Origin of the sequence: Streptomyces longisporoflavus, from assembly GCF_014649775.1 — a bacterium.
GTDB classification, from domain to species: Bacteria; Actinomycetota; Actinomycetes; order Streptomycetales; family Streptomycetaceae; genus Streptomyces; species Streptomyces longisporoflavus.
Map to the genome: position 1 here is coordinate 214,063 of NZ_BMTR01000008.1, position 21,366 is coordinate 235,428.

Annotated in this window: 16 protein-coding genes; 4 read left to right on the forward strand and 12 right to left on the reverse strand. The window is 69.7% G+C overall.

Annotated features, from left to right (window positions below; genetic code table 11):
• Positions 1-23: 23 nt before the first annotated feature.
• From IE226_RS18430 to IE226_RS18440, 3 genes are all read left to right on the forward strand, one after another.
• Positions 24-1,316: a ribonuclease D gene (locus IE226_RS18430; protein WP_190082365.1), complete on the forward strand. Its 1,293-nt coding sequence runs from the start codon at positions 24-26 to the stop codon at positions 1,314-1,316.
• A 517-nt stretch (positions 1,317-1,833) separates the two neighbouring features.
• Positions 1,834-3,060 carry a thiolase family protein gene (locus IE226_RS18435; RefSeq protein ID WP_190082366.1) on the forward strand — a complete coding sequence of 409 codons (1,227 nt, stop codon included), beginning with the start codon at positions 1,834-1,836 and terminating at the stop codon, positions 3,058-3,060.
• Positions 3,057-5,189 carry a 3-hydroxyacyl-CoA dehydrogenase NAD-binding domain-containing protein gene (locus tag IE226_RS18440; protein WP_190082367.1) on the forward strand — a complete coding sequence of 711 codons (2,133 nt, stop codon included), beginning with the start codon at positions 3,057-3,059 and terminating at the stop codon, positions 5,187-5,189. The genes IE226_RS18435 and IE226_RS18440 overlap by 4 nt, the downstream gene beginning before the upstream one ends.
• A 102-nt stretch (positions 5,190-5,291) precedes the next feature.
• Here IE226_RS18440 and IE226_RS18445 read toward each other — a convergent pair whose 3' ends face one another.
• Positions 5,292-6,413 (reverse strand): PLL family lectin, encoded by a 1,122-nt coding sequence (locus IE226_RS18445; protein WP_190082368.1) that lies wholly within the window; start codon positions 6,411-6,413, stop codon positions 5,292-5,294.
• A 112-nt stretch (positions 6,414-6,525) separates the two neighbouring features.
• On the opposite strand from IE226_RS18445, the gene IE226_RS18450 reads away from it, so the two are divergent.
• Entirely contained in the window at positions 6,526-6,897 is a 372-nt protein-coding gene (locus IE226_RS18450) for a PIN domain-containing protein (protein ID WP_190082369.1), read from the forward strand.
• 25 nt (positions 6,898-6,922) lie between these two features.
• Here IE226_RS18450 and IE226_RS18455 read toward each other — a convergent pair whose 3' ends face one another.
• From IE226_RS18455 to IE226_RS18505, 11 genes are all read right to left on the reverse strand, one after another.
• Positions 6,923-8,416 carry an ArnT family glycosyltransferase gene (locus IE226_RS18455; protein ID WP_190082370.1) on the reverse strand — a complete coding sequence of 498 codons (1,494 nt, stop codon included), beginning with the start codon at positions 8,414-8,416 and terminating at the stop codon, positions 6,923-6,925.
• Between the two features lie 93 nt (positions 8,417-8,509).
• The gene (locus IE226_RS18460; protein WP_190082371.1) at positions 8,510-10,036 is read right to left on the reverse strand and encodes an amino acid permease; all 1,527 of its coding nucleotides are present in this window, start codon (positions 10,034-10,036) and stop codon (positions 8,510-8,512) included.
• Between the two features lie 113 nt (positions 10,037-10,149).
• A complete protein-coding gene (gene dxs / locus IE226_RS18465) occupies positions 10,150-12,084 on the reverse strand; it encodes a 1-deoxy-D-xylulose-5-phosphate synthase (RefSeq protein WP_190082372.1) in 1,935 nt (644 codons plus the stop codon).
• A 213-nt stretch (positions 12,085-12,297) separates the two neighbouring features.
• Positions 12,298-13,587 carry a sugar ABC transporter permease gene (locus tag IE226_RS18470; protein ID WP_190082373.1) on the reverse strand — a complete coding sequence of 430 codons (1,290 nt, stop codon included), beginning with the start codon at positions 13,585-13,587 and terminating at the stop codon, positions 12,298-12,300.
• The gene (locus tag IE226_RS18475; protein ID WP_190082374.1) at positions 13,584-14,372 is read right to left on the reverse strand and encodes an ATP-binding cassette domain-containing protein; all 789 of its coding nucleotides are present in this window, start codon (positions 14,370-14,372) and stop codon (positions 13,584-13,586) included. The genes IE226_RS18470 and IE226_RS18475 overlap by 4 nt, the downstream gene beginning before the upstream one ends.
• Before the next feature lie 184 nt (positions 14,373-14,556).
• Positions 14,557-15,642, reverse strand: coding sequence for a substrate-binding domain-containing protein (locus IE226_RS18480; RefSeq protein WP_190082375.1), 1,086 nt, complete (start codon positions 15,640-15,642; stop codon positions 14,557-14,559).
• A 121-nt stretch (positions 15,643-15,763) separates the two neighbouring features.
• Entirely contained in the window at positions 15,764-16,963 is a 1,200-nt protein-coding gene (locus IE226_RS18485) for an ROK family transcriptional regulator (RefSeq protein ID WP_190082376.1), read from the reverse strand.
• A 197-nt stretch (positions 16,964-17,160) separates the two neighbouring features.
• Positions 17,161-18,045 carry a carbohydrate ABC transporter permease gene (locus IE226_RS18490; RefSeq protein ID WP_190082377.1) on the reverse strand — a complete coding sequence of 295 codons (885 nt, stop codon included), beginning with the start codon at positions 18,043-18,045 and terminating at the stop codon, positions 17,161-17,163.
• Positions 18,045-18,923, reverse strand: coding sequence for a carbohydrate ABC transporter permease (locus IE226_RS18495; protein ID WP_229871168.1), 879 nt, complete (start codon positions 18,921-18,923; stop codon positions 18,045-18,047). Before IE226_RS18495 ends, IE226_RS18490 begins: the two co-directional genes overlap by 1 nt.
• A gap of 119 nt (positions 18,924-19,042) precedes the next feature.
• The gene (locus IE226_RS18500; RefSeq protein WP_229871172.1) at positions 19,043-20,305 is read right to left on the reverse strand and encodes an extracellular solute-binding protein; all 1,263 of its coding nucleotides are present in this window, start codon (positions 20,303-20,305) and stop codon (positions 19,043-19,045) included.
• 148 nt (positions 20,306-20,453) lie between these two features.
• Complete coding sequence (locus tag IE226_RS18505) at positions 20,454-21,350, reverse strand: carbohydrate ABC transporter permease (RefSeq protein ID WP_190082379.1); 897 nt, start codon at positions 21,348-21,350, stop codon at positions 20,454-20,456.
• Between the last annotated feature and the right edge of the window lie 16 nt (positions 21,351-21,366).

Consider the following 21,366-nt stretch of genomic DNA (forward strand, 5'->3'; position numbering starts at 1 on the left):
GCATACACAGATACCCTTGACAGGTGACCGACGCCCAAGAGACCGCAGCAGACAGTTCACTGCGAACCACCGGAGGCGGCCCTCCGGACGACGTCGAAACGGCGCCGATCCCTTTGCTCGAGCCGCGTGATGGCATTCCTCCGGTGGTCGCAGACGAAACCTCGCTCGCCGAGGTGATCGCCGCGTTCGCGGCCGGCAGTGGCCCCGTGGCCGTGGACGCCGAACGTGCGTCCGGCTATCGCTACGGCCAGCGTGCCTATCTCGTACAGCTGCGCCGTGAAGGCGCGGGCAGCACCTTGATCGACCCGGTCGCCTGTCCCGACCTCTCGGGGCTCGGCGAGGCGATCTCCGGTGCGGAGTGGGTACTGCACGCCGCCACGCAGGATCTGCCGTGCCTGCGCGAAATAGGCATGATCCCCACCAGCATCTTCGACACGGAGCTCGCGGGGCGCCTCGCCGGGTTCCCCCGGGTCGGCCTCGGCGCGATGGTCGAGGGCGTGCTCGGCTTCGTCCTGGAGAAGGGCCACTCGGCGGTCGACTGGTCGACGCGGCCGCTGCCCGATCCCTGGCTGCGGTACGCGGCGCTTGACGTCGAGCTGCTCGTGGACCTGCGGGACGCCCTGGAGAAGGAGCTCGACCGGCAGGGCAAGCTGGAGTGGGCCCGCGAGGAGTTCGACGCGATCGCCTCCGCGCCGCCCCCGCCGCCGCGGGTCGACCCCTGGCGCCGCACGTCCGGCATGCACAAGGTGCGCCGCCGCCGTCAGATGGCGGTCGTACGGGAACTGTGGACCGCCCGCGACAAGGTGGCCCAGCGGCGGGACGTGTCGCCCGGCAAGGTGCTCAGTGACGGGGCGATCGTGGAGGCGGCGCTCGGCCTTCCGCCGAACGTGCACGCTCTGGCCGGCCTCCCCGGCTTCGGGCACCGCATGGGGCGGCGCCAGCTGGAGCAGTGGCAGGCCGCGGTGGACCGGGCCAAGGCCCTGCCCGACTCCGAGCTTCCGCAGCCCGGGCAGGCCGTCTCCGGGCCTCCGCCGCCCCGGTCCTGGGCGGACCGCGACCCGGCTGCGGCGGCCCGCCTCTCCGCGGCGCGGGCGGCCGTCTCGGCGCTGGCCGAGGAGCTGAACATGCCCCAGGAGAACCTGATCACTCCGGACACGGTCCGCCGCGTCTGCTGGGAGCCGCCGGCTCAGGTGGACGCGGACTCCGTGGCGGCGGCGCTGGCCGCGCACGGGGCGCGCCAGTGGCAGATCACCCAGGTGACCCCGGCGCTGGTAACGGCCCTCACCACACCTGCGGCATCCGCCTCCCCGAAGTAGTCGCGCCCCGCCGCTTCCGCGGCACCTCTTCACCCACCCACCGCTCGCCCCGCAGTACGGGGCGGGGGCGGGTGGGTGCTTGGCGTTACGGGGATGGGGGCGGGCGGACGCCGGGCGATCGGGTGGGCGGGTGGGAGACATCCGCCGCGAAGCGGCGGGCCAGGGGAGCCACCACCGGCCCGCAGGGGCCCACCAACCCCCACCCCCTCGCGGCACCAGGCAAACGCCGGGCAATCGGGCGGGTGGGCGGGAGACATCCGCCGCGAAGCGGCGGGCCAGGGAAGCCACCACCGGCCCGCAGGGGCCCCTCACGGCACCAGGCAGACGCCGGGCAATCGGGTGGGTGGGTGGGGGAAATCCGCCGCGAAGCGGCGGGACAGCCGCCGCCCCGCCACCCCACAGGCCAAGTGTGACCTTCGCCTCCCCGAGCCAGGACTGGGCAGCCTAGTTACCGACAAGTAGCATGGGACACGGAAGCGCGCCGGCAGGCGCAACCGCACCCTGGAGGAGAGCCATCGTGCCTCGTACCGTCAGGGACGTCGTCTTCGTTGATGGCGTCCGCACCCCGTTCGGCAAGGCGGGCCCGAAGGGCATCTACCACGAGACCCGTGCGGATGACCTGATCGTGAAGGCCATCCGGGAGCTGCTCCGCCGCAACCCGGCCCTCGACCCCGCCAAGATCGACGAGGTCGCCATCGCCGCGACCACGCAGATCGGCGACCAGGGTCTGACGCTGGGCCGCACGGCCGGCATCCTCGCGGGTCTGCCGCAGTCCGTGCCCGGTTACTCCATCGACCGCATGTGCGCGGGCGCGCTGACCGCCGTCACCACGACGGCCGGCTCCATCGCCTTCGGCGCGTACGACGCCGTCATCGCCGGTGGCGTCGAGCACATGGGCCGCCACCCCATGGGCGAGGGCGTCGACCCGAACCCGCGGTTCGTGAGCGAGAAGCTCGTCGACGAGTCCGCCCTCTTCATGGGCATGACCGCCGAGAACCTGCACGACCGCTACCCGAGCATCACCAAGCAGCGCGCGGACGAGTACGCGGTGCGCTCGCAGGAGAAGGCCGCCAAGGCGTACGCCAACGGCAAGATCCAGCAGGACCTGGTGCCCGTCTCCGTACGCCGGACGAACGAGGAGGCCGGTGAGACCGGCTGGGGCCTCGCCACCGCCGACGAGCCGATGCGGCCCGGCACCACCCTGGAGAACCTCTCCGGTCTGAAGACGCCGTTCCGTACGCACGGCCGCGTCACCGCGGGCAACGCCGCGGGCCTCAACGACGGTGCCACGGCGTCGATCATCGCCTCCGAGGACTTCGCCCGCGAGAACAACCTGCCGGTCAAGATGCGGCTCGTGTCGTACTCCTTCGCCGGTGTCGAGCCCGAGGTCATGGGCTATGGCCCCATCCCGGCCACGGAGAAGGCGCTCGCCCAGGCGGGCCTTTCCATCTCCGACATCGGTCTCTTCGAGATCAACGAGGCCTTCGCCGTGCAGGTGCTCGCCTTCCTGGAGCACTACGGCATCGCGGACGACGACGCGCGCGTGAACCAGTACGGCGGCGCCATCGCGTACGGCCACCCCCTCGCCTCCTCCGGCGTGCGTCTGATGACGCAGCTGGCGCGGCAGTTCGAGGAGCAGCCGGACGTCCGCTACGGCCTGACGACGATGTGTGTCGGCTTCGGCATGGGCGCCACCGTCATCTGGGAGAACCCGAACCACAAGGACGCCGGAGGCGACAAGTGAGCAGCTCCACCACTGAGCTTCTGAAGGGCGCGGCCGAGCTGTTCCCGGACGAGGTCGTCACGCAGGCGCACGTACGCCACCTCGACCTGCCGGCCGGCGCCGGGCGCTTCGCGCTCATCACGCTGGACAACGGCTTCGACCACACCAAGCCGACCACCTTCGGCCCGGGCTCGCTCGCGAACCTGAACGCCGCGATCGACCAGGTCGAGAAGGAGGCGGCCGAGGGCACCATCGTCGGTGTCGGTGTCACCGGCAAGCCGTTCATCTTCGCCGTCGGCGCCGACCTCAAGGGCGTGGAGATCCTGGGGCGCCACGAGGACGCGCTCGCCATCGGCAAGGGCGGCCACGAGGTCTTCAAGCGCCTCGCCACCCTCGCCGTTCCCTCCTTCGCGTACTACAACGGTGCCGCGATGGGCGGCGGTGTCGAGGTGGGTCTGCACTGCTCGTACCGCACCGTCTCCAAGGCGCTGCCCGCCTTCTCGCTGCCCGAGGTCTTCCTCGGCCTGGTGCCGGGCTGGGGCGGCTGCGCGCTGCTCCCGAACCTGATCGGCGCCGACAAGGCCGTCTCGGTCATCATCGAGAACTCGCTGAACCAGAACCGCCAGCTCAAGGGCAAGCAGGTCTTCGAGCTCGGCATCGCCGACGCGCTCTTCGAGGGCGCGGACTTCCTGGAGCAGTCGCTGATCTGGACGGCCTCCGTCCTCAACGGCTCGCTCACGGTGGACCGCCCCGAGATCGACCGCGGCGAGGCCTGGGACGCCGCTGTGGCGCGCGGCCGCGGCATCGCGGACTCCAAGGTGCACGGCGCCGCCCCGGCCGCCTACCGCGCCCTGGAGATCATCGAGGCCGCCAAGGACGGCGACCTGCAGAAGGGCTTCGACGCCGAGGACAAGGCGCTCGCCGACCTCATCATGGGCGGCGAACTGCGCAGCGGCATCTACGCCTTCAACCTCGTCCAGAAGCGCGCCAAGCGCCCCGCGGGCGCTCCGGACAAGAACCTGGCGCGCCCGGTCACCAAGGTCGGCGTCGTCGGCGCCGGTCTGATGGCCTCGCAGCTCGCGCTGCTCTTCCTGCGCCGCCTCGAGGTGCCGGTCGTCCTGACCGACATCGACCAGGCGCGCGTCGACAAGGGCGTCGGCTACGTCCACGAGGAGATCGACAAGCTCCTCCTCAAGGGCCGCGTCAACCAGGACAAGGCCAACCGCCTCAAGGGCCTGGTCTCCGGTGTCCTGGACAAGGCCGAGGGCTTCTCCGACGCCGACTTCATCATCGAGGCCGTCTTCGAGGAGATCGGCGTCAAGCAGCAGGTGTTCGCGGAGGTCGAGGCGGTCGCCCCGGCGCACGCGATCCTCGCCACCAACACCTCCTCGCTCTCGGTCTCCGAGATGGCGTCGAAGCTGAAGCACCCCGAGCGGGTCGTCGGCTTCCACTTCTTCAACCCCGTCGCGATCCTGCCGCTCCTGGAGATCGTGCGCGGCGAGCAGACGGACGACGCCTCGCTTGCCACGGCCTTCGGTGTCGCCAAGAAGCTGAAGAAGACCGCGGTCCTGGTGAAGGACGCCCCGGCGTTCGTCGTGAACCGCATCCTCACCCGCTTCATGGGCGAGATCCAGAACGTCATCGACGAGGGCACCCCGGTCGCCGTCGCCGAGAAGGCCGTCGAGCCGCTCGGTCTGCCGATGTCGCCGCTGGTCCTCCTGGAGCTGGTCGGTCCGGCCATCGGTCTGCACGTCTCGGAGACCCTGAACCGCGCCTTCCCGGAGCGCTTCACGGTGTCGCCGAACCTCGCGGCCGTCGTCAAGGCCGGCAAGCGCGGCTTCTACGTCTACGACTCCGGCAAGCCGGAGCTGGACCCCGAGGTCGCCGCGCTCCTCAAGCAGGGCGACTCCGTCCTGACCGAGGAGCAGGTCCGCGACCGCGTGCTCGACGCGGTGGCGCAGGAGATCGGGCTCATGCTCGACGAGGGCGTCGTCGCCGAGGCGCAGGACATCGACCTCTGCCTGATCACCGGCGCCGGCTGGCCCTTCCACCTGGGCGGCATCACGCCGTACCTGGACCGTGAGGGTGTCAGCGAGCGCGTCAACGGCAAGCGGTTCCTGGCGCCGGGCGTGGCCAGCGTTCCCGCGTAACGCCTCCGCGTACGGGCGATGCCCGGCAGGCCTCCTGGTCTGCCGGGCATCGGTCGTTTCGCGGGACGCCCCGCGGGATGTCCTGCACGCGGGTCCACGCTCCTACACGCGGGTCCACGCGTCGAGCGCGAGGCCCGACTCCGCCTTCTGGCGCGCGATCCGCAGCGTGCCGTCGAGGCCGATCGTCGCCATGACCACGCGGTCCTGCGCGTCGAGCGCCAGCGCCGGGCCGCCCAGACAGGGTTCGCCCGTCTCGGCCCACCAGACGCCCGCCTGCTCGTCCTGCGTGGGGTAGGCCGCTATGACGGGGCGGCCGTCCTGGCCGCGGTGGGCGAGGACCGTACAGTCGTGGCCCTCTATCGTCGCGCGCAGGGCGGCCGTGGGGCCCGCGTCCGGGGTGCCGCCGAGGGGGCGGGCGTCCTGGTCGTCGCCGCGGTGGGCGACGACGCCCTTGCCGCGGGCGTCGGTGGCGTAGTACGTGAGGCGGTCGGAGGCCGTCTCCAGGGCCGTGCCCGAACCGGGGGCCGGGGGCAGCGGGATATCGTCGGTGCGCTGGAAGTCGGCCCCCTGCTTCTCCTGCGTCCAGTGCAGCGTCTTGTTCTCGGCCGGGCCGAAGACCTCGACGCGGCCCGCGGACGTGGCGACCGCCGTGATGCCGTCGAGGACCTCGCGGACCTTGAAGTCCTTCCAGCCCTCCCATTTGCCGCCCTTGCCCTCCCGCCGCAGCCGGACGCTGTGCACCGCGTCCCGCACGAAGACGTGGACCGATCCGGCGGCGTCCACCGCGGCGGTCGGGGCGCCGAGGTGCGGGGCGCGCTCGACCATCTTGGTGTGCGGGTTGCCGAGCGAGCGCCAGTCCATCAGCGGGCGGCCCGACTGGTACTGGACGGCGTGCACGACGTCGACCTCCGCGCCGCCGCCCTCCTTGGGGCGCGTCCGCAGCGCGACGAAGTGGACGTACCCGTCGACCCCCTGGGCCAGGGTGAGGTGGGTCAGGTGCGGTGCCCCGAAGAAGTCCGGGCCGCTCCAGTCCGCGCCGCCGGGGCGGTCCTGGGTCCAGCGCAGCAGGCCGTCCGCCGAGCGGGCGTACGCGGTGAGCCTGCCGTCCTTGCCGCGCAGCAGCCAGTTGCCGGTGGCGAGGGTGCCGCTCGCGGTGTGGCCGGCGGCGGGGGCCGTGGGGCGGGAGGGCTCCCGCCCGGGCCTTGGGGAGGATCTCAGCGGCATGCTTCGGCGCCGACCTTCCTACGAGCGTGCGTGTTCTGCGGCTTCTTCAGTCTACGTTCGCCGGGGATGTCTCCCGGCAGGGCTCGGCGGCCCGGTGTGCCAGGCTTGTGCCATGAGAACTCTGCTCGTCGTGGACGCCGCGAACGTCGTCGGCTCGGTCCCCGACGGCTGGTGGCGCGATCGCCGCGGGGCCGCCGAGCGGCTGCGGGACGGGCTCGTCGGGTACGCGCAGGAGGGCCTGCCCGGTCATCCGGGGCCGCTGGAGGTCGTCCTCGTCGTGGAGGGCGCCGCGCGGGGCGTGGAGTCCGTGCCCGGCGTACGCGTGGAGAGCGCGCCCGGCAGCGGCGACGACCGCATCGCGGAGCTCGCCGCCGAGGCCGGGGACCGCCCGTGCCTGGTCGTCACGGCCGACCGTGAACTGCGCCGCAGGGTGGCCGAGTCGGGGGCCGAGTGCGCGGGCCCCAGGACCGTACGTCCTCGGTAGCCGCCGATCCCCGGCCCCGCGCCCCTCAGCGCCCCTGGCCCGCCCGCGCGTACACCACCGCTCCCCCGACCCGCAGCACCGGCCGGTAGTCCACCGCGAGCACCCGCCGCAGCGACGGCACCCGGGCAGGCCCGTACGGTTTGCCGCGGGAGTCGTCGACCACGAGGGCCGGCGGGTGGCGCCGCAGCTCCTCGCGGAAGACCGGCCAGGCGCCCTCGACCGCGTACTTCTCCCCCACCTGCGGCCCGTTGCGGCCCCCGCTGTAGTTGGTGAGCAGCCCGGCCGTGAGGTAGCGGCTCGCGGGGGCGCGGTCGGCGAGCCAGTACGTCTCCGGGTGCATCCCCCACACAAGGACCTTCTCCCCCGCTGCGGTACGGGACTCGACCGCCTCCGCGAGCCGTACCGCGTGCGCCAGTTCGGGCCGCGGCGCCAGCAGGCCCCAGGCCAGGAACACCGCGCACGAGCACCCCGTGACGGCGACCGCCCTGGCCGTGCGCTCGCGCGGCAGGCTCTGCAGCGCCGCCGTGCCCAACAGGGCGAGCGGCGGCATCAGTTGCAGGTAGTAGTGGCCGAAGAAGTGGAAGCCGATCAGGACCGCGGCCACCGAGGACGCGAGCCACAGCCACAGCTCCGCCGCCCCGGTGCGGGCCACGCGCAGGACGCGGACGACCGGCGGGATGATCCCCGCGCACGCTCCCGCGAGGACCGCCGCGTTCACGAGCCCCCGGCCAAGCACATGGAGTTCGGAGCCGGTGAAGGAGGCGTACGCGCCGGAGCCCGTCACCGTCCAGAACACGAAGCCCGCGGGGTTCGTCAGGACGGCCGCGGCGAGGACGGGACCGCACAGGCCCGCCGTGAGGCGCCCCGCGCACCACGGGGAGGACCCGGCACGCCACAGCAGCCAGGCGACCGGCAGGAGCACTGCTCCCCCGGTCTGTTTGGCGAGGAACGCGCAGGCCACCGCCGTCCCCGCGGCGCCCCACCGGCGGCGGTCCGCGCACCACATGGCGGCGGCCGTGCACGGCAGCATGAAGATCTCGAAGCTGGCCGCCTGGGTGTCCTGCGGGTTCAGGCCGATCGAGATAAGCAGGTAGAGGACGCCCGCCGTACGGCCCGCCCGGTCCCCCCAGTGCCGCCGGGCCAGGGACGCCAGGAGTACCGCCGTCAGGAGCTGGGCGGTGACGGCGAGCGCTTTGAGCGGCAGCAGCGAGGAGTCGCCGAAGAGCGCGAAGGCCCCCTGGTACAGCCAGGGGACGAGCGGCGGCTTGCGGTCGACGACCGTTTCGTAGAGCTCGCCGCCGTGTGCCAATATCCGGGCCTGGACGGCGAGATAGCCCTCGTCGGGGTTCCACAGCGGCCACCGCAGCGAGGGCAGCCGGGTCGCGCACGCCAGGGCCGCGAGCAGCGGGAGCAGACGCGCCCAGTAGGCGCCCGTGCCGCCGGGTACGTGCTTCCCGGACAGGTCCGAGGCCCGAAGGGGGTTTACGGAACGTAGCGATGCGGTGGGCTCGACGAGCATACGGTGCACGCTATCCGGCCCCGCACTCCCTGCCGGAACGGGACATACGGGGCCGGATGTGAAGGAGTACCGAAGAGCGTCGGCGTATCGCGACTACCGTGCGTTGTCGGCGTGCGGGTCACGCTGGTGGAGTCGGCTGTGCCCACGCCCGTACACGAAGTAGACCACCACGCCGATGACCATCCAGACCGCGAACCGCAGCCAGGTCTCGGCGGGCAGATTCAGCATCAGCCACAGCGAGGCGAGCACCGACAGGGCCGGGATGAAGGGCACCAGCGGGGTGCGGAAGGCGCGCGGCAGGTCGGGGCGCTGCTTGCGGAGCAGGACGACGCCGATGGCGACCACCACGAAGGCGAACAGGGTCCCGATGTTGACCAGTTCGGCCAGTTCGTCGATGGAGGTGAAGCCCGCGACGATCGCGACGATCCCGCCGAGCAGCAGCGTCGAGCGGTAGGGGGTGCCGAACTTCGGGTGGACCTTGGAGAAGGTCAGGGGCAGCAGTCCGTCGCGGCTCATCGCGAAGAAGACGCGGGTCTGGCCGAGCAGCAGGATCATGCAGACGGAGGTCAGGCCGACCGCGGCGCCGAAGCTGATCACGCCCGCCCAGAAGGGGTGCCCGACGGCCTTGAAGGCGTCCGCGAGCGGGGCGTCCGTGGAGAGCTCGGTGTACTTCTGCATGCCCGTGACGACGACGGAGACGGCGACGTACAGGAGGGTGCAGATGAAGAGCGAGCCGAGGATGCCGCGCGGCACGTCGCGCTGCGGGTTGCGCGTCTCCTCGGCGGCGGTGGCGACGATGTCGAAGCCGATGAACGCGAAGAAGACCACGGCCGCCGCGGTGAAGATGCCCATCACGCCGAAGTGCGACGGCGTGAAGCCGAACATCAGCTGGACGAGGGGCGCCGTGATGCCGCCGCCGCCCTCGGCGGGCTCGGACGGCGGGACGAACGGGTCGTAGTTGGAGCCGGTGATGTAGAGGGCGCCGACGATGACGACCAGGAGCACCACCGTCACCTTCACGGCGACGATGACATTGGTGACCCGGGAGGAGAGCTTCATCCCGACGACCAGGATTCCGGTCAGGACGATCACGAGCAGACAGGCGAGGAGGTCGAAGCCGAAGGAGCCCTCGTGGGTGCCGCTCAGCGCCTGCGGCAGGTGCCAGCCCGCCGAATCGAGGAGCGAGCGCATGTAGCCCGACCAGCCCACGGCCACCACCGCGCAGCCGAGCGCGAGTTCCAGGATGAGGTCCCAGCCGATGATCCAGGCGGGGAACTCGCCCAGCGAGGCGTACGAGAAGGTGTACGCCGATCCCGCCACCGGCACCGTCGAGGCGAATTCGGCGTAGCAGAGCGCCGCGAGGGCGCAGACGAGTCCCGCGACGACGAAGGCGATGGCGACCGAGGGGCCCGCCGTCTCCTTGGCGATCTTTCCGGTCAGCACGAAGATGCCGGTGCCGATGATGACACCGACGCCGAAGACCGTGAGGTCGAGGGCGGACAGGGACTTCCTGAGCGCGTGTTCCGGCTCCTCGGTGTCCCTGATGGACTGCTCGACGCTCTTCGTCCTGAAGAGACTGCTGCTCACGGGCGTACCTCCCACGCTTGTCGTCCACGACATGATCGAGAGGCCGAGTACCCCGTAAGTCCCGGCACGGGCTTATTCACGCGAATGGGCCGGTCCCACCACCCGTACAGGGTGCTGGAACCGGCCCATCGGCGGTGTGCGCCGACTCAGTCGCGTGCGGGCTCCGCCGCCTCGACGGAGTCCACGGCGGCCGTGCGTTCGAACCTGCCGTCCAGCTTGGCGACCAGACCGGTGACCTGGCGGGAGATGTCCGGGGCGGTCAGGCCGATCTCGGCCATGATCTCCTTGCGGGAGGCGTGGTCGAGGAAGCGCGGCGGGATGCCGAAGTCGCGCAGCGGCACGTCGACGCCCGCGTCGCGCAGGGCCTGCGAGACGGCCGAACCGACGCCGCCCGCGCGCGAGTTGTCCTCGACGGTGACGACCACGCGGTGCTGCTCGGCGAGCGGGGCGAGCGCCTCGTCGACGGGCTTGACCCAGCGGGGGTCGACGACCGTCGTCGTGATGCCCTGCTTGTCCAGGAGGTCCGCGATCTCCAGGCACATGGGCGCGAGGGCGCCCACGGAGACCAGGAGGACGTCGGGGCGGTTGGTGCCCGCCTTGCGCAGGACGTCCATGCCGCCGACCTTGCCGACGGCCTTGACCGCGGGGCCGACCGCGCCCTTGGAGTAGCGCACGACGGTCGGGGCGTCGTCGACCTCGACGGCCTCGCGCAGCTGGAGGCGGACCTGGTCGGCGTCGCGCGGGGCGGCGATCCGCAGGGACGGCACGCACTGCAGGATCGACATGTCCCACATGCCGTTGTGCGAGGCGCCGTCCGTGCCGGTGACGCCCGCCCGGTCCAGGACGAAGGTGACGCCGCACTTGTGCAGGGCCACGTCCATCAGGAGCTGGTCGAAGGCGCGGTTGAGGAAGGTGGCGTAGACGGCGAAGACGGGGTGCAGGCCGCCGGTGGCCAGGCCCGCCGCGCTGACCGCGGCGTGCTGCTCGGCGATGCCGACGTCGTAGACCCGGTCGGGGAACTCCTCGGCGAACTTCTTCAGGCCGACCGGCTGGAGCATGGCGGCCGTGATCGCGACGATGTCCTCGCGCTCGCGGCCGAGCTTGACCATCTCCTCGCCGAAGACGGACGTCCAGTCCATGCCGCCCGCGGCGATCGGCAGGCCCGTGTCGGGGTGGATCGGGCCGATGCCGTGGAAGTGGTCGGCGTCGTCCTCCTCGGCGGGTTTGTAGCCGCGGCCCTTCTCGGTGATGCAGTGCACGATGACCGGGCCGCCGAAGCGCTTGGCGCGCGTCAGGGCGGACTCCAGGGCCTCGATGTCGTGGCCGTCGATCGGGCCGACGTACTTCAGGCCGAGGTCCTCGAACATGCCCTGCGGGGCGATGAAGTCCTTCAGGCCCTTCTTGGCACCGTGCAGCGTCTCGTAGAGGGGCCTGCCGACGACCGGGGTGCGCTCCAGGATGTCCTTGCCGCGGGCCAGGAAGCGCTCGTAGCCGTCGGTGGTGCGCAGGGTCGCCAGGTGGTTCGCGAGGCCGCCGATGGTCGGGGCGTACGAACGCTCGTTGTCGTTGACGACGATCACCAGGGGGCGGTCCTTGGCGGCGGCGATGTTGTTGAGCGCCTCCCAGGCCATGCCGCCGGTGAGCGCGCCGTCACCGATGACGGCGACGACGTGGTCGTCCTTGCCCCGCACCTCGTTGGCCTTGGCGAGGCCGTCGGCCCAGCCGAGGACCGTCGAGGCGTGCGAGTTCTCGATGACGTCGTGCTCGGACTCGGCGCGCGCGGGGTAGCCGGAGATGCCGCCCTTGCTGCGCAGCTTGGCGAAGTCCTGGCGGCCGGTGAGCAGCTTGTGCACGTAGCTCTGGTGGCCGGTGTCGAAGAGCACCTTGTCCTGCGGGGACTCGAAGACGCGGTGCATGGCGATGGTGAGCTCGACCACGCCGAGGTTGGGGCCGAGGTGGCCGCCTGTCTTGGACACTGCGTCGACGAGGAAGGCGCGGATCTCGCCGGCCAGCTGGTTCAGCTCCTCCGGGCTGAGCCGGTCCAGATCGCGCGGTCCCCTGATGCGGGTCAGCAGCGGCACCCGTGCCTCCTTGCAGTAGAGCTGTTCGAGCGTTGACCGGATGTTGCCGGGCTTGTCGAGTCTAATGTTCCGATACTGCCGACGGCGTCCGGGCCGTGAGTTCCGTGTCACGCGATCCGGGCATGACTGTGCCCGGCGTCTTCGTCGACGCCGGGCACAGGGTTCACGCGGGGCTGCTGCCGATCGGATGACGGCGGCGCCCGCCGGGCGGGGTCAGGCGCGTCCCGCCGCCTTCTGGCTCCTGCGGGAGACGGAGTCGAGGACCACCGCGGCGAGGAGCACGGCGCCGGTGATCATCGACTGCACGGCCTTGCTGGAGCTGCCCGACATGTACAGGCCCGTCATGATCGACTGGATGACCAGGATGCCGAGCAGCGCCGACCAGGGGGTGCCCCGGCCGCCGAAGAGGCTGGTGCCGCCGATGACCGCCGCGGCGATCGCCAGCATCAGCGTGTCGCCGCCGCCCAGGTTCGAGTCGGCGACGCCGGACTGGGAGGCGATGAACAGGCCGCCGAGCCCGCCGAGGAAGCCGGAGACCGTGAACACGGAGATCCGGATCCAGACGACGTTGATGCCGGCCCTGCGGGCCGCCTCGACGCCACCGCCGACGGCGAAGACCTGGCGGCCGTAGTTGGTGCGGCGCAGCACGAAGCTGGCCAGGACCACGACACCGACGAAGACGGTCAGACCGAGCGGAAGACCGTCCTCCTGGTTCAGGACGAAGGCGACGACGTAGGCCAGGACGGCGACGACACCGGTCCGCAGGGCCAGCTCGCTGACCGGGCGGTGCGGCAGGTCCGCCGCCTTGCGGCGCACACGCTGGCTCCACTGGGAGTAGGCGTAGGCGGCGACCGCGAAGGTCGCGAGGCCGTAGGCGGCCGCGACGTCGCTGAAGTAGTAGTTGTTCAGGTTGTAGATGATGCCGTCGGAGATGTTGTTCAGGCTCAGCGTGTTGCCGAGCACGTACAGCTGAAGCCCGCTCCAGCCGAGGAAGCCCGCGAGCGTCACGACGAAGGCCGGAACGCCGATCTTGGCGAAGAAGAAGCCGTGCAGGGCACCGATCGCGCCGGCGGCGGCCAGGCCGATGAGGACGGCGAGCAGCTCGTTCACGTCCTGCTTGATCGCGAGGACCGAGCTGATCGCGGCGGTGAGACCGGCGACGGAGCCGACCGACAGGTCGATCTCGCCGAGCAGCAGGACGAAGACGATGCCGGTGGCGATGAGGCCGGGGCCGACGATGTACTGCGCGATGTTGCTGAGGTTGGACGGGTCGAGGAAGCGGCCCGTGGTGATCTCGAAGATCGCCCAGATCACGATGAGACCGGTGACGACCGGGATGGAGCCGAGCTCACCGCCCTTGATCTTCCGCTTGAACTCGGTGAGGTAACCGGCGAAACCCTGCTCGCGGACGAGCAGGCGCGGGTCGACGGCGGGGATCGCGGCCGCGGCCGGGGCCTCGGCGTCCACCTTGTCCTGTGGTGGGGTGTTCACGGTCTCACTCACTTCGCGACCTCCGCGTTGCGCGCCTTGCGCCGGGTCACGGCGTTCTCCGTGGCCCCGGTGATCGCGGCGATGATCTCTTCGTTGCTGGTGTCCTTGACCTTGAAGACACCGTTGTTGCGACCGAGGCGCAGGACGGCCACCTCGTCGGCGACGGCCTTGACGTCGGCCATGTTGTGGCTGATGAGGAGCACCGCGTGGCCGCGCTCCCGCAGCCGCTCCACGAGGTCGAGGACCTGTGCGGTCTGCTCGACGCCGAGCGCCGCGGTGGGCTCGTCGAGGATCACCAGCTTGGGGTCGCCGACCAGGGCACGGGCGATCGCGACGACCTGGCGCTGACCGCCGGAGAGCGAGGCGATCGGGATGCGCACGCTCGGGATGCGGATGGAGAGGGTGTCAAGGAGCTCCTTGGCACGCTTCTCCATCGCCACCTCGTCGAGGACCTTGGCGCGGCCGAGCTCGCGGCCGAGGAACAGGTTGGCGACGACGTCCAGGTTGTCGCAGAGCGCGAGGTCCTGGTAGACGGTGGCGACGCCCAGGCCCTGGGCGTCGTGCGGGCGCGAGATGGAGACGGGGTTGCCGTCCCACTCGATGGTGCCCTCGTCGATGGGGTGGACCCCCGCGATCGTCTTGACCAGGGTCGACTTACCGGCACCGTTGTCGCCGACCAGGGCGACCACTTGACCGGCGTGTACTTCCAGTTCGACATCGGTGAGCGCCTGAACGGCACCGAAGCGCTTGGAGACGCCGCGCAACGCCAGCACGGGCGGAGCGGACATGTGAACCATCTCCTTCGTCCGCCGAGGGGTGCGGCGGAGGCCGTACGGACATGGCGTACGGCGGGATGTGATGTGTGGGCTAAGGGGGGTGAGGCAGAAGGGCGAGCAGACGTACGGCGTCCTGGCCCCCGACAGCGGGGCAAGCGTGAAGGGGACAAAGACGCCGTACGAGTCCGTTGCCGGCAGTGCGCGGCTACTTGATGCCGGCGTCCGCGCAGGCCTTGGCGAAGTCCGGGGTGCAGATCTCGCTCGTCTTGTAGAGCTTGTCCTTGACCACGGTGTCCTTGATGTCGTCCTTGGTGACGACGAATGCCTGGACGAGCGCCGACGGGATGCCCTTGTTGCTGGGGCTGTCGAGCTTGGCCGTGACCAGCGAGTCGATCTTCTCGCCGTTGAGGAGCTTGACCGCGACCTCGGCGGTCTTCTCCGCCTCGGGCTTGTACGGCTTGTAGATGGTGAAGGCCTGCGTGCCCTTCAGGATGCGCTGGATGCCCGCCAGTTCGGCGTCCTGGCCGCCGACCGGGATCCCCTTGACCTTCGCCGACTCCAGGGCCGCGACGATGCCGCCCGCCATGCCGTCGTTGGCCGAGTAGACGGCGTCGAAGCCGCCCTTGCCGAGGGAGGTGATGGCGGTGCCCATCTTCTCGCCGGCGATCTTCGGGTCCCACTCACCCGTCTGCTCGTAGACGATCTTCTTGACCTTGCCGTCGAGGACCGAGTGCGCGCCCTTCTTGAAGAGGGCGGCGTTCGGGTCGGACTCCTTGCCGTTGATCATGACGACATCGGAGTCCTTGGCCTTGTCGCCCAGGGCCTTGATGATGCCCTCGCCCTGGAGCTTGCCGATCTTCTCGTTGTCGAAGGAGACATACGCGGAGACCGGGCCCTCGGCGAGACGGTCGTACGCCACGACCTTGATGTCCTTCTTCTCCGCCTCCTGCACCCACGCCTTGGTGGCACCGGAGTCGACCGCGTCGAGAATGATGACCTTGACGCCGGAGTCGACGAGGTCGTCGAACTGCTGCTTCTGGGTCGAGACGTTCTCGGACGCGTTCTTGTAGTTGATCTCGCAGTCGGAGCAGAGCTCCTTGACCTTCGCCTTGATCAGCGGGTAGTCGAAGGACTCGTAACGCGTGGTCTTGCTCTCGGGCAGCAACAGACCGATGGTCTTGTTGTCCGAGTCTCCCTTGTCACCGCCACCGGCCTCGCCGCAAGCGGCAAGGGAAACGGCCATCGCGGTAGCGGTCATGGCTATCGCGGCACGACGCAGATGGGTGTTCACTTATTCAACCTCCCTGACGTGGCCGCGTCGTTGCGGCCGAGGTGGCTCGAAGTCAACTCGGCCGCCACACCAGCGTCAAGGAGTAAATCCTTAACGAGATGACAACGGTGCCATGCGTTATCTAAGTGAAGGCAGGTGCGGTCGTCGGCAGCGAGCCGTCCAAAAGGGTCGAATCGCCCATTTCGCTGAGTGCGAGAGCCAGCGCTCCCAGAACCTCCGCACGGCCCCCCAGGGCGCCGGGAAGGACCGAAAGCTGGCGCGCCGCGCTGGGAATGGCGTAGCGCCCCACGGACTCCCTTATGGGCCCCAGGACCAGCTCTCCGGCCTCCGCCAGGTCGCCGCCGAGCACGACCCTGCTCGGGTTCAGGAGGTTGCAGAGGTTGGCCACGCCGCTGCCGATGTGCCGGCCGACGTCGGCGATCACCCTGCGGCAGCCCGGGTCGCCTTCGCGCGCGAGGGAGACCACGCGCTCCATGGTCAGCTCGGTGCCGTGGCTGGACTGGAGCAGCGGAAGGACGTAGCGGGCCGCGGTGAAGGTCTCCAGGCAGCCCCGGTTGCCGCAGCGGCAGACCGGGCCCGACTCGTCCAGGGTGATGTGCCCGATCTCGCCCGCGGTGCCGCCGGGGCCGCGGTAGATCCGCCCGCTGATCACGAGCCCGGCGCCGACACCGCTCGCGACCTTGATGTACGCGAGGTCCTTGACCCCCCGGCCGCTCCCCCAGACCAGCTCGCCGAGCGCGCCGAGGTTGGCGTCGTTGTCGACGTGCACGGGGACGCCGAGGCGGTCCTTGAGCTCCTCCGCCGGCTTGGTGCCGGTCCAGCCGGGCAGGATCGAGGTCGAGCCGAGCGTGCCGGACTCCACGTCGATGGGGCCCGGCACACCGAGGCCGATCCCCGCGATCTTCGCGCGGTCCACGCCCGTCACCGCGATCAGCCTGCTGACCAGCTGCTCGGCCCGGTCGAAGCCCTGCGCGGCGGACGCGTCCACGTCCAGCGGCTCGGACTCCTCGGCGAGCACCTGATGGGCGAGGTTGCCCACGGCCACGCGCAGGTGCGTATGGCCGAAGTCCACGCCGATGACGATGCCCGCGTCACCGCTGAGCGAGACGCTGCGGGCCCTGCGCCCGCCCGCCGAGGTGGGCGTGACCTCGACCGTTCCGCCGTCCTTGAGCTCCCGGACGATGTTGGAGACCGTGGCCGCGGACAGACCTGTCGTCCTGGCGATCTCCGCCTGAGTGAGCGACCCGGCGAGTCGCACGGCACGTACGACCCGCTCGAGATTGGCCCGGTGCAGCGACGACTGCGACCCCGGAGTCTCCATTGACTCAGCCACCCTTTTCCGTATGACGTCACAGCGAGTTCGCTGCCCGTACAAGTTGTGAACTCCAAGCTCTGCTGAAGGGGTTAGCGCAGTCAAGTCCTTGACGTAAATCGGCGCTCCCGAACAGCGGACAGGCCGGGTCCAAGCGGCGAGGATGCACCCCAAACCACCCGAACCCGGCCTGAGGGGCCGATCCGTTACTTGACCGATCCCGCGGTGAGACCCGAGACGACATGCCGTTCGATGAAGGCGAAGAGCACGACGACCGGCACGATCGCCACCACGGAGGCCGCGAAGAGGTAGTTCCACTCCACGGTGTAGGCGCCGATGAAATTGTTGATGCCCACGGTCAGCGGCTGTTTGTCCGGCTCGGTGGTGAGCGTGAGGCCCATCACGAACTCGTTCCACGAGGTGATGAAGGTGAAGATCACCGCGGTGACCACGCCGGGCAGCGCGAGCGGCAGCGTCACCTTCACCATGGCGCCGAAGCGGCTCGTGCCGTCCACCATGGCGGCCTCCTCCAGCTCCGGCGGGATCGAACCGATGTAGGCGGTCAGGATCCATACGGCGAACGCGAGGTTGAACGCCGCGTTGGTGATGATCAGCGTCCAGACCGAGTTGAGCATGTCCAGCTGGTGGAACTCGCGGTAGAGACCGACGAGCAGGGCCGTGGGCTGGAACATCTGGGTGACCAGGACGAGCAGCAGGAAGATCTTGCGTCCGCGATAGCGCATGCGCGCCGTGTAGTACGCGGCGGGCAGCGAGACCAGGAGCACCAGGAGCGTGGCGCCGCCCGCGACGAGCAGGGTCACCTGGAGGTTCTGGCCGAGCTCCGACTCCTTCCAGACCTCGATGAAGTTCGACCACTCCAGGTCCGTCGGCAGATACGTCCGGTCCCGCAGCTCGCTCTTGGGCCGCAGCGCGGTGATCACCATCTCCAGGTACGGAGCCAGGAAGATCGCCGCGAGCGCCCAGGCGACCACCGTGATGACCAGGGTGCGCGGCCGGAACGCGCGCTTGGGCTTGAGCTGGGGCGCGGAACCCTTCGGGGACCCCGCGCGGGGTGCCGTCGCGGTGGCCATCAGTCCTCCTCGTTCCACCGGCTGACCTTCAGGAAGATCAGCACGAGCACGACGACCATCGCGAAGTTGACCACGGACATGGCGGCGGATTCGCCGATGTCGGTCTCCTTCAGCTTGTACATGAACACCATGGTCGTGGAGGTGTCATAGCCGGGTCCGCCCTGCGTCATGGCCCAGATGATCGGGAAGGAGTTGAAGACGTTGATGAGGTTGATGACCACACCGATGAGGAACGCGGGCCGCAGCATCGGCAGCGTGATGTGCCGGTACGTCTGCCAGGAGCTCGCCCCGTCGATCCGCGAGGCCTCGTAGACCTCGTGCGGGATCGTCTGAAGACCGGCGAGCAGCGTGTACGTGGTGAAGGGCAGCGACACGAAGATCGCGACGGCCATCATCCACGGCCAGGCCGTCTCCGGTTTGCCGAGCCAGTCCTTGGAGTTGTCGATGAGGCCGAGGTCAAGCATCAGCGTGTTCAGCACGCCCGCGGTCTGGTTGAGCATCCACTTGAAGCCGATGGCGGTCATCAGGACGGACGCCGCCCAGGGCGCGATGAGCGCCCAGCGGGTGAGGGTGCGGCCGGGGAACTTCTGGTTGAACAGCTGGGCGAGGGCCAGCGAGAGCAGCATCGTCACGGTCACGACGACGACGGTCCAGATGACCGTCCAGAGCAGGACCGCCCCGAAGTCGGTCTCCTCGAAGAGCTTCTTGTACTTGTCGGTCCCCGCGCTGCCGCGCACGATTCCGGCGATGGAGATGTTGAGGAACGAGGTGCGGATCAGCTCGACGACCGGCCAGATGACCACGGCGAGGATCAGCAGGATGACGGGCGCTATCCAGGGCAGCGGGCCGAGCCGGGCGATACCGCTGCGGCGGCTCACGGGCCTGGGTGCGCGCCCGCTCCGTCCCCGGCCGGTGTCGGCCGGGGGCGGAGGGGCCTTGAGTGACACAAGGGCTCCTAGCGAACGGGACTACGGGACGAAGTGCGTCTGCCTGCGGGCTACTTGTTCTCCGCGGCCGCCGATTCCGCCTTCTTCTGCAGGTCGCCGAGGACCGCCTTGGGGTCGTCGCTCACGGCCTTGCCGCCGGTCTTCTTCATCTCGGCGGAGATGACGTCCCAGGAGGTGTCGCCGAGCGGGTAGAACTTGGCGTTCGGCAGGACCTCGAAGAACGGCTCCAGGTCCTTGTGCTTGCCGTTGGTCTGCATCTCCTTGAGCGCGTCCTGGGTGACGGGCATCAGGTTGTACATCTCGTCGAACTGCAGCATCTTCTCGGAGTACGTGAAGTCCAGGAACTTCTTCACGCCTTCCTTCTCCGCGCCGCCGTCCTTGAACGCCATCATCCAGTCGGCGACACCGAGCGTGGAGTCCAGCGGGCCGGTCTTGCCGGGGATCGGCGCGACGCCGTAGTCGACCTTGCCGTCCTTGGCCATCTGGATGAGGCTCGGGTGGCCGTTGAGCATGCCGACCTTGCCGGCCGCGAAGTCCGCGAATGCCGTCTTGCGGTCGGTGGAGGCCGGGTTGGTGTACGTGAGTCCGGGCTTGACCAGGTTCTTCTGCAGCCAGTCGAAGGTCTCGACGTTCTGCGCGCTGTCGAGCGTGTACTTGCCGCTCGCGTCGGTGTAGCCGCCGCCGTTGCCGAGCTCCCACATCATCGTCTCGCCCTGGGTCTCCTCGGGGCCGAGGGGGAGGGCGTACGGGGTCTCGGCGGCCTTGGAGGACTTGATCTTCTTGGCGGCCGCGGCGACCTCGTCCCAGGTCTTGGGCGGCGTCTTCACGCCCGCCTTCTCCAGGACGGCCTTGTTGTAGAACATCACGCGGCTGGAGGAGACCCACGGGATGCCGTACTGCGTGCCGTCGACCTCGCCGGCCTTCGCGAAGCTCGGGATGAGGTTCTCCCGCGTCTTGGGCGAGAGGACCTCGTCGGCCTTGTAGAGCAGGTCGTCCGCGACCTTGTCGGCGTAGCCGCCGGTCTGAAGCAGGTCGGGCTGGTTGCCCGCCTGGATCATGTTCTTGACGGACTTGTCGATCTCGTTCCAGTTGATGACCTGGACGTCGACCTTGTAGCCCTTGTTCTCGGCCTCGAAGTCCTTCTTCACGTCGGCCCAGTACTTCTTGGACGCGTTGGAGGCCTTGTCGCCGTAGTCGGCGGCGACGAGTTTGATGGTCTTGCCGTCGCCGCTGTCGCTGTCACCGCCGCACGCGGTAAGTCCCATGGCCATCGCGAGCGTTGCCGCACCGGTGGCGAGCACTCGGTTCCTCATGTTGTTCAACCCTTCGACATCGGTGTCGACTTGAACGCGGGCAAAGGTCCCCCCGCGGCGCCGTGGCGCCGACATTACTCACGGCCCGAATTGCCGCAACAGGCCTAGACCACTTTCGTGGCCAAGCTGAAATCACCTGCGGTCAGGGTCATTTGAGAGCACCCGCGGTGAGGCCCGCCTGCACCTGACGCTGGAACACCGCGTACACGACGAGCACCGGCAGCATCGCGATCGTCAGGCCCGCGAACAGCGCGCCCCAGTCCCCCCGGTAGCCCTGCGACACCGCGAGCGTGGCCAGGCCCTGGGGCAGCACGTAGCTCTTCTCCTCCTCGTTGTTGAGCAGCAGGGGAAGCAGGTACTGGTTCCACTGGCCGAGGAAGTTGAAGATGCCGATGCTGACCAGGCCCGGCTTGGCCATCGGCAGCATGATCTGGAAGAACGTGCGCGTGTGCGAGGCGCCGTCGACCATCGCCGCCTCCTGGACGCCGGTGGGCAGCGTGCGGAAGAAGGACGTCAGGAAGAAGGTGGTGAAGGGCAGCGAGTACGCGATGTACGCGATCATCAGACCCGGCCGGGTGTCCAGGAGCCCGAAGTTCTCCATCACCGCGAAGAGCGGCACGAGCGCGAGGATGACCGGGAACATCATGCCGCCCGCGAAGAGCAGGAAGACGAACCGGTTGCCGGGGAAGGTGAAGCGGGCGATGACGTACGCGGCCATCGACCCGAGCAGCATGGTGCCGGTCAGCGAACCCGCCAGGATGATCAGCGAGTTGATCGTGTACTGGCCGATGTTGGCCTCGGTCCACGCGTTGGTGAAGTTCTCCCAGTGGAAGGCGTCCGGCCAGCCCATCGGATCGCTGAGGATGTCGACCGAGGGCCGCAGCGCGGTGAGGGCGACCCAGATAAGGGGCCCGGCCGCGAGGATCACCCACAGGACGAGGAACGCGTGCGAGAACACGTTCAGCGTGGCGCCGCTCCTGGAACCCGGGTCGGGGCGGGGCGCGTCGGTGGACCCGGGGCGGGACGCGGTTTCGGAGATGGTCATGATGCAGTGCTCCCGC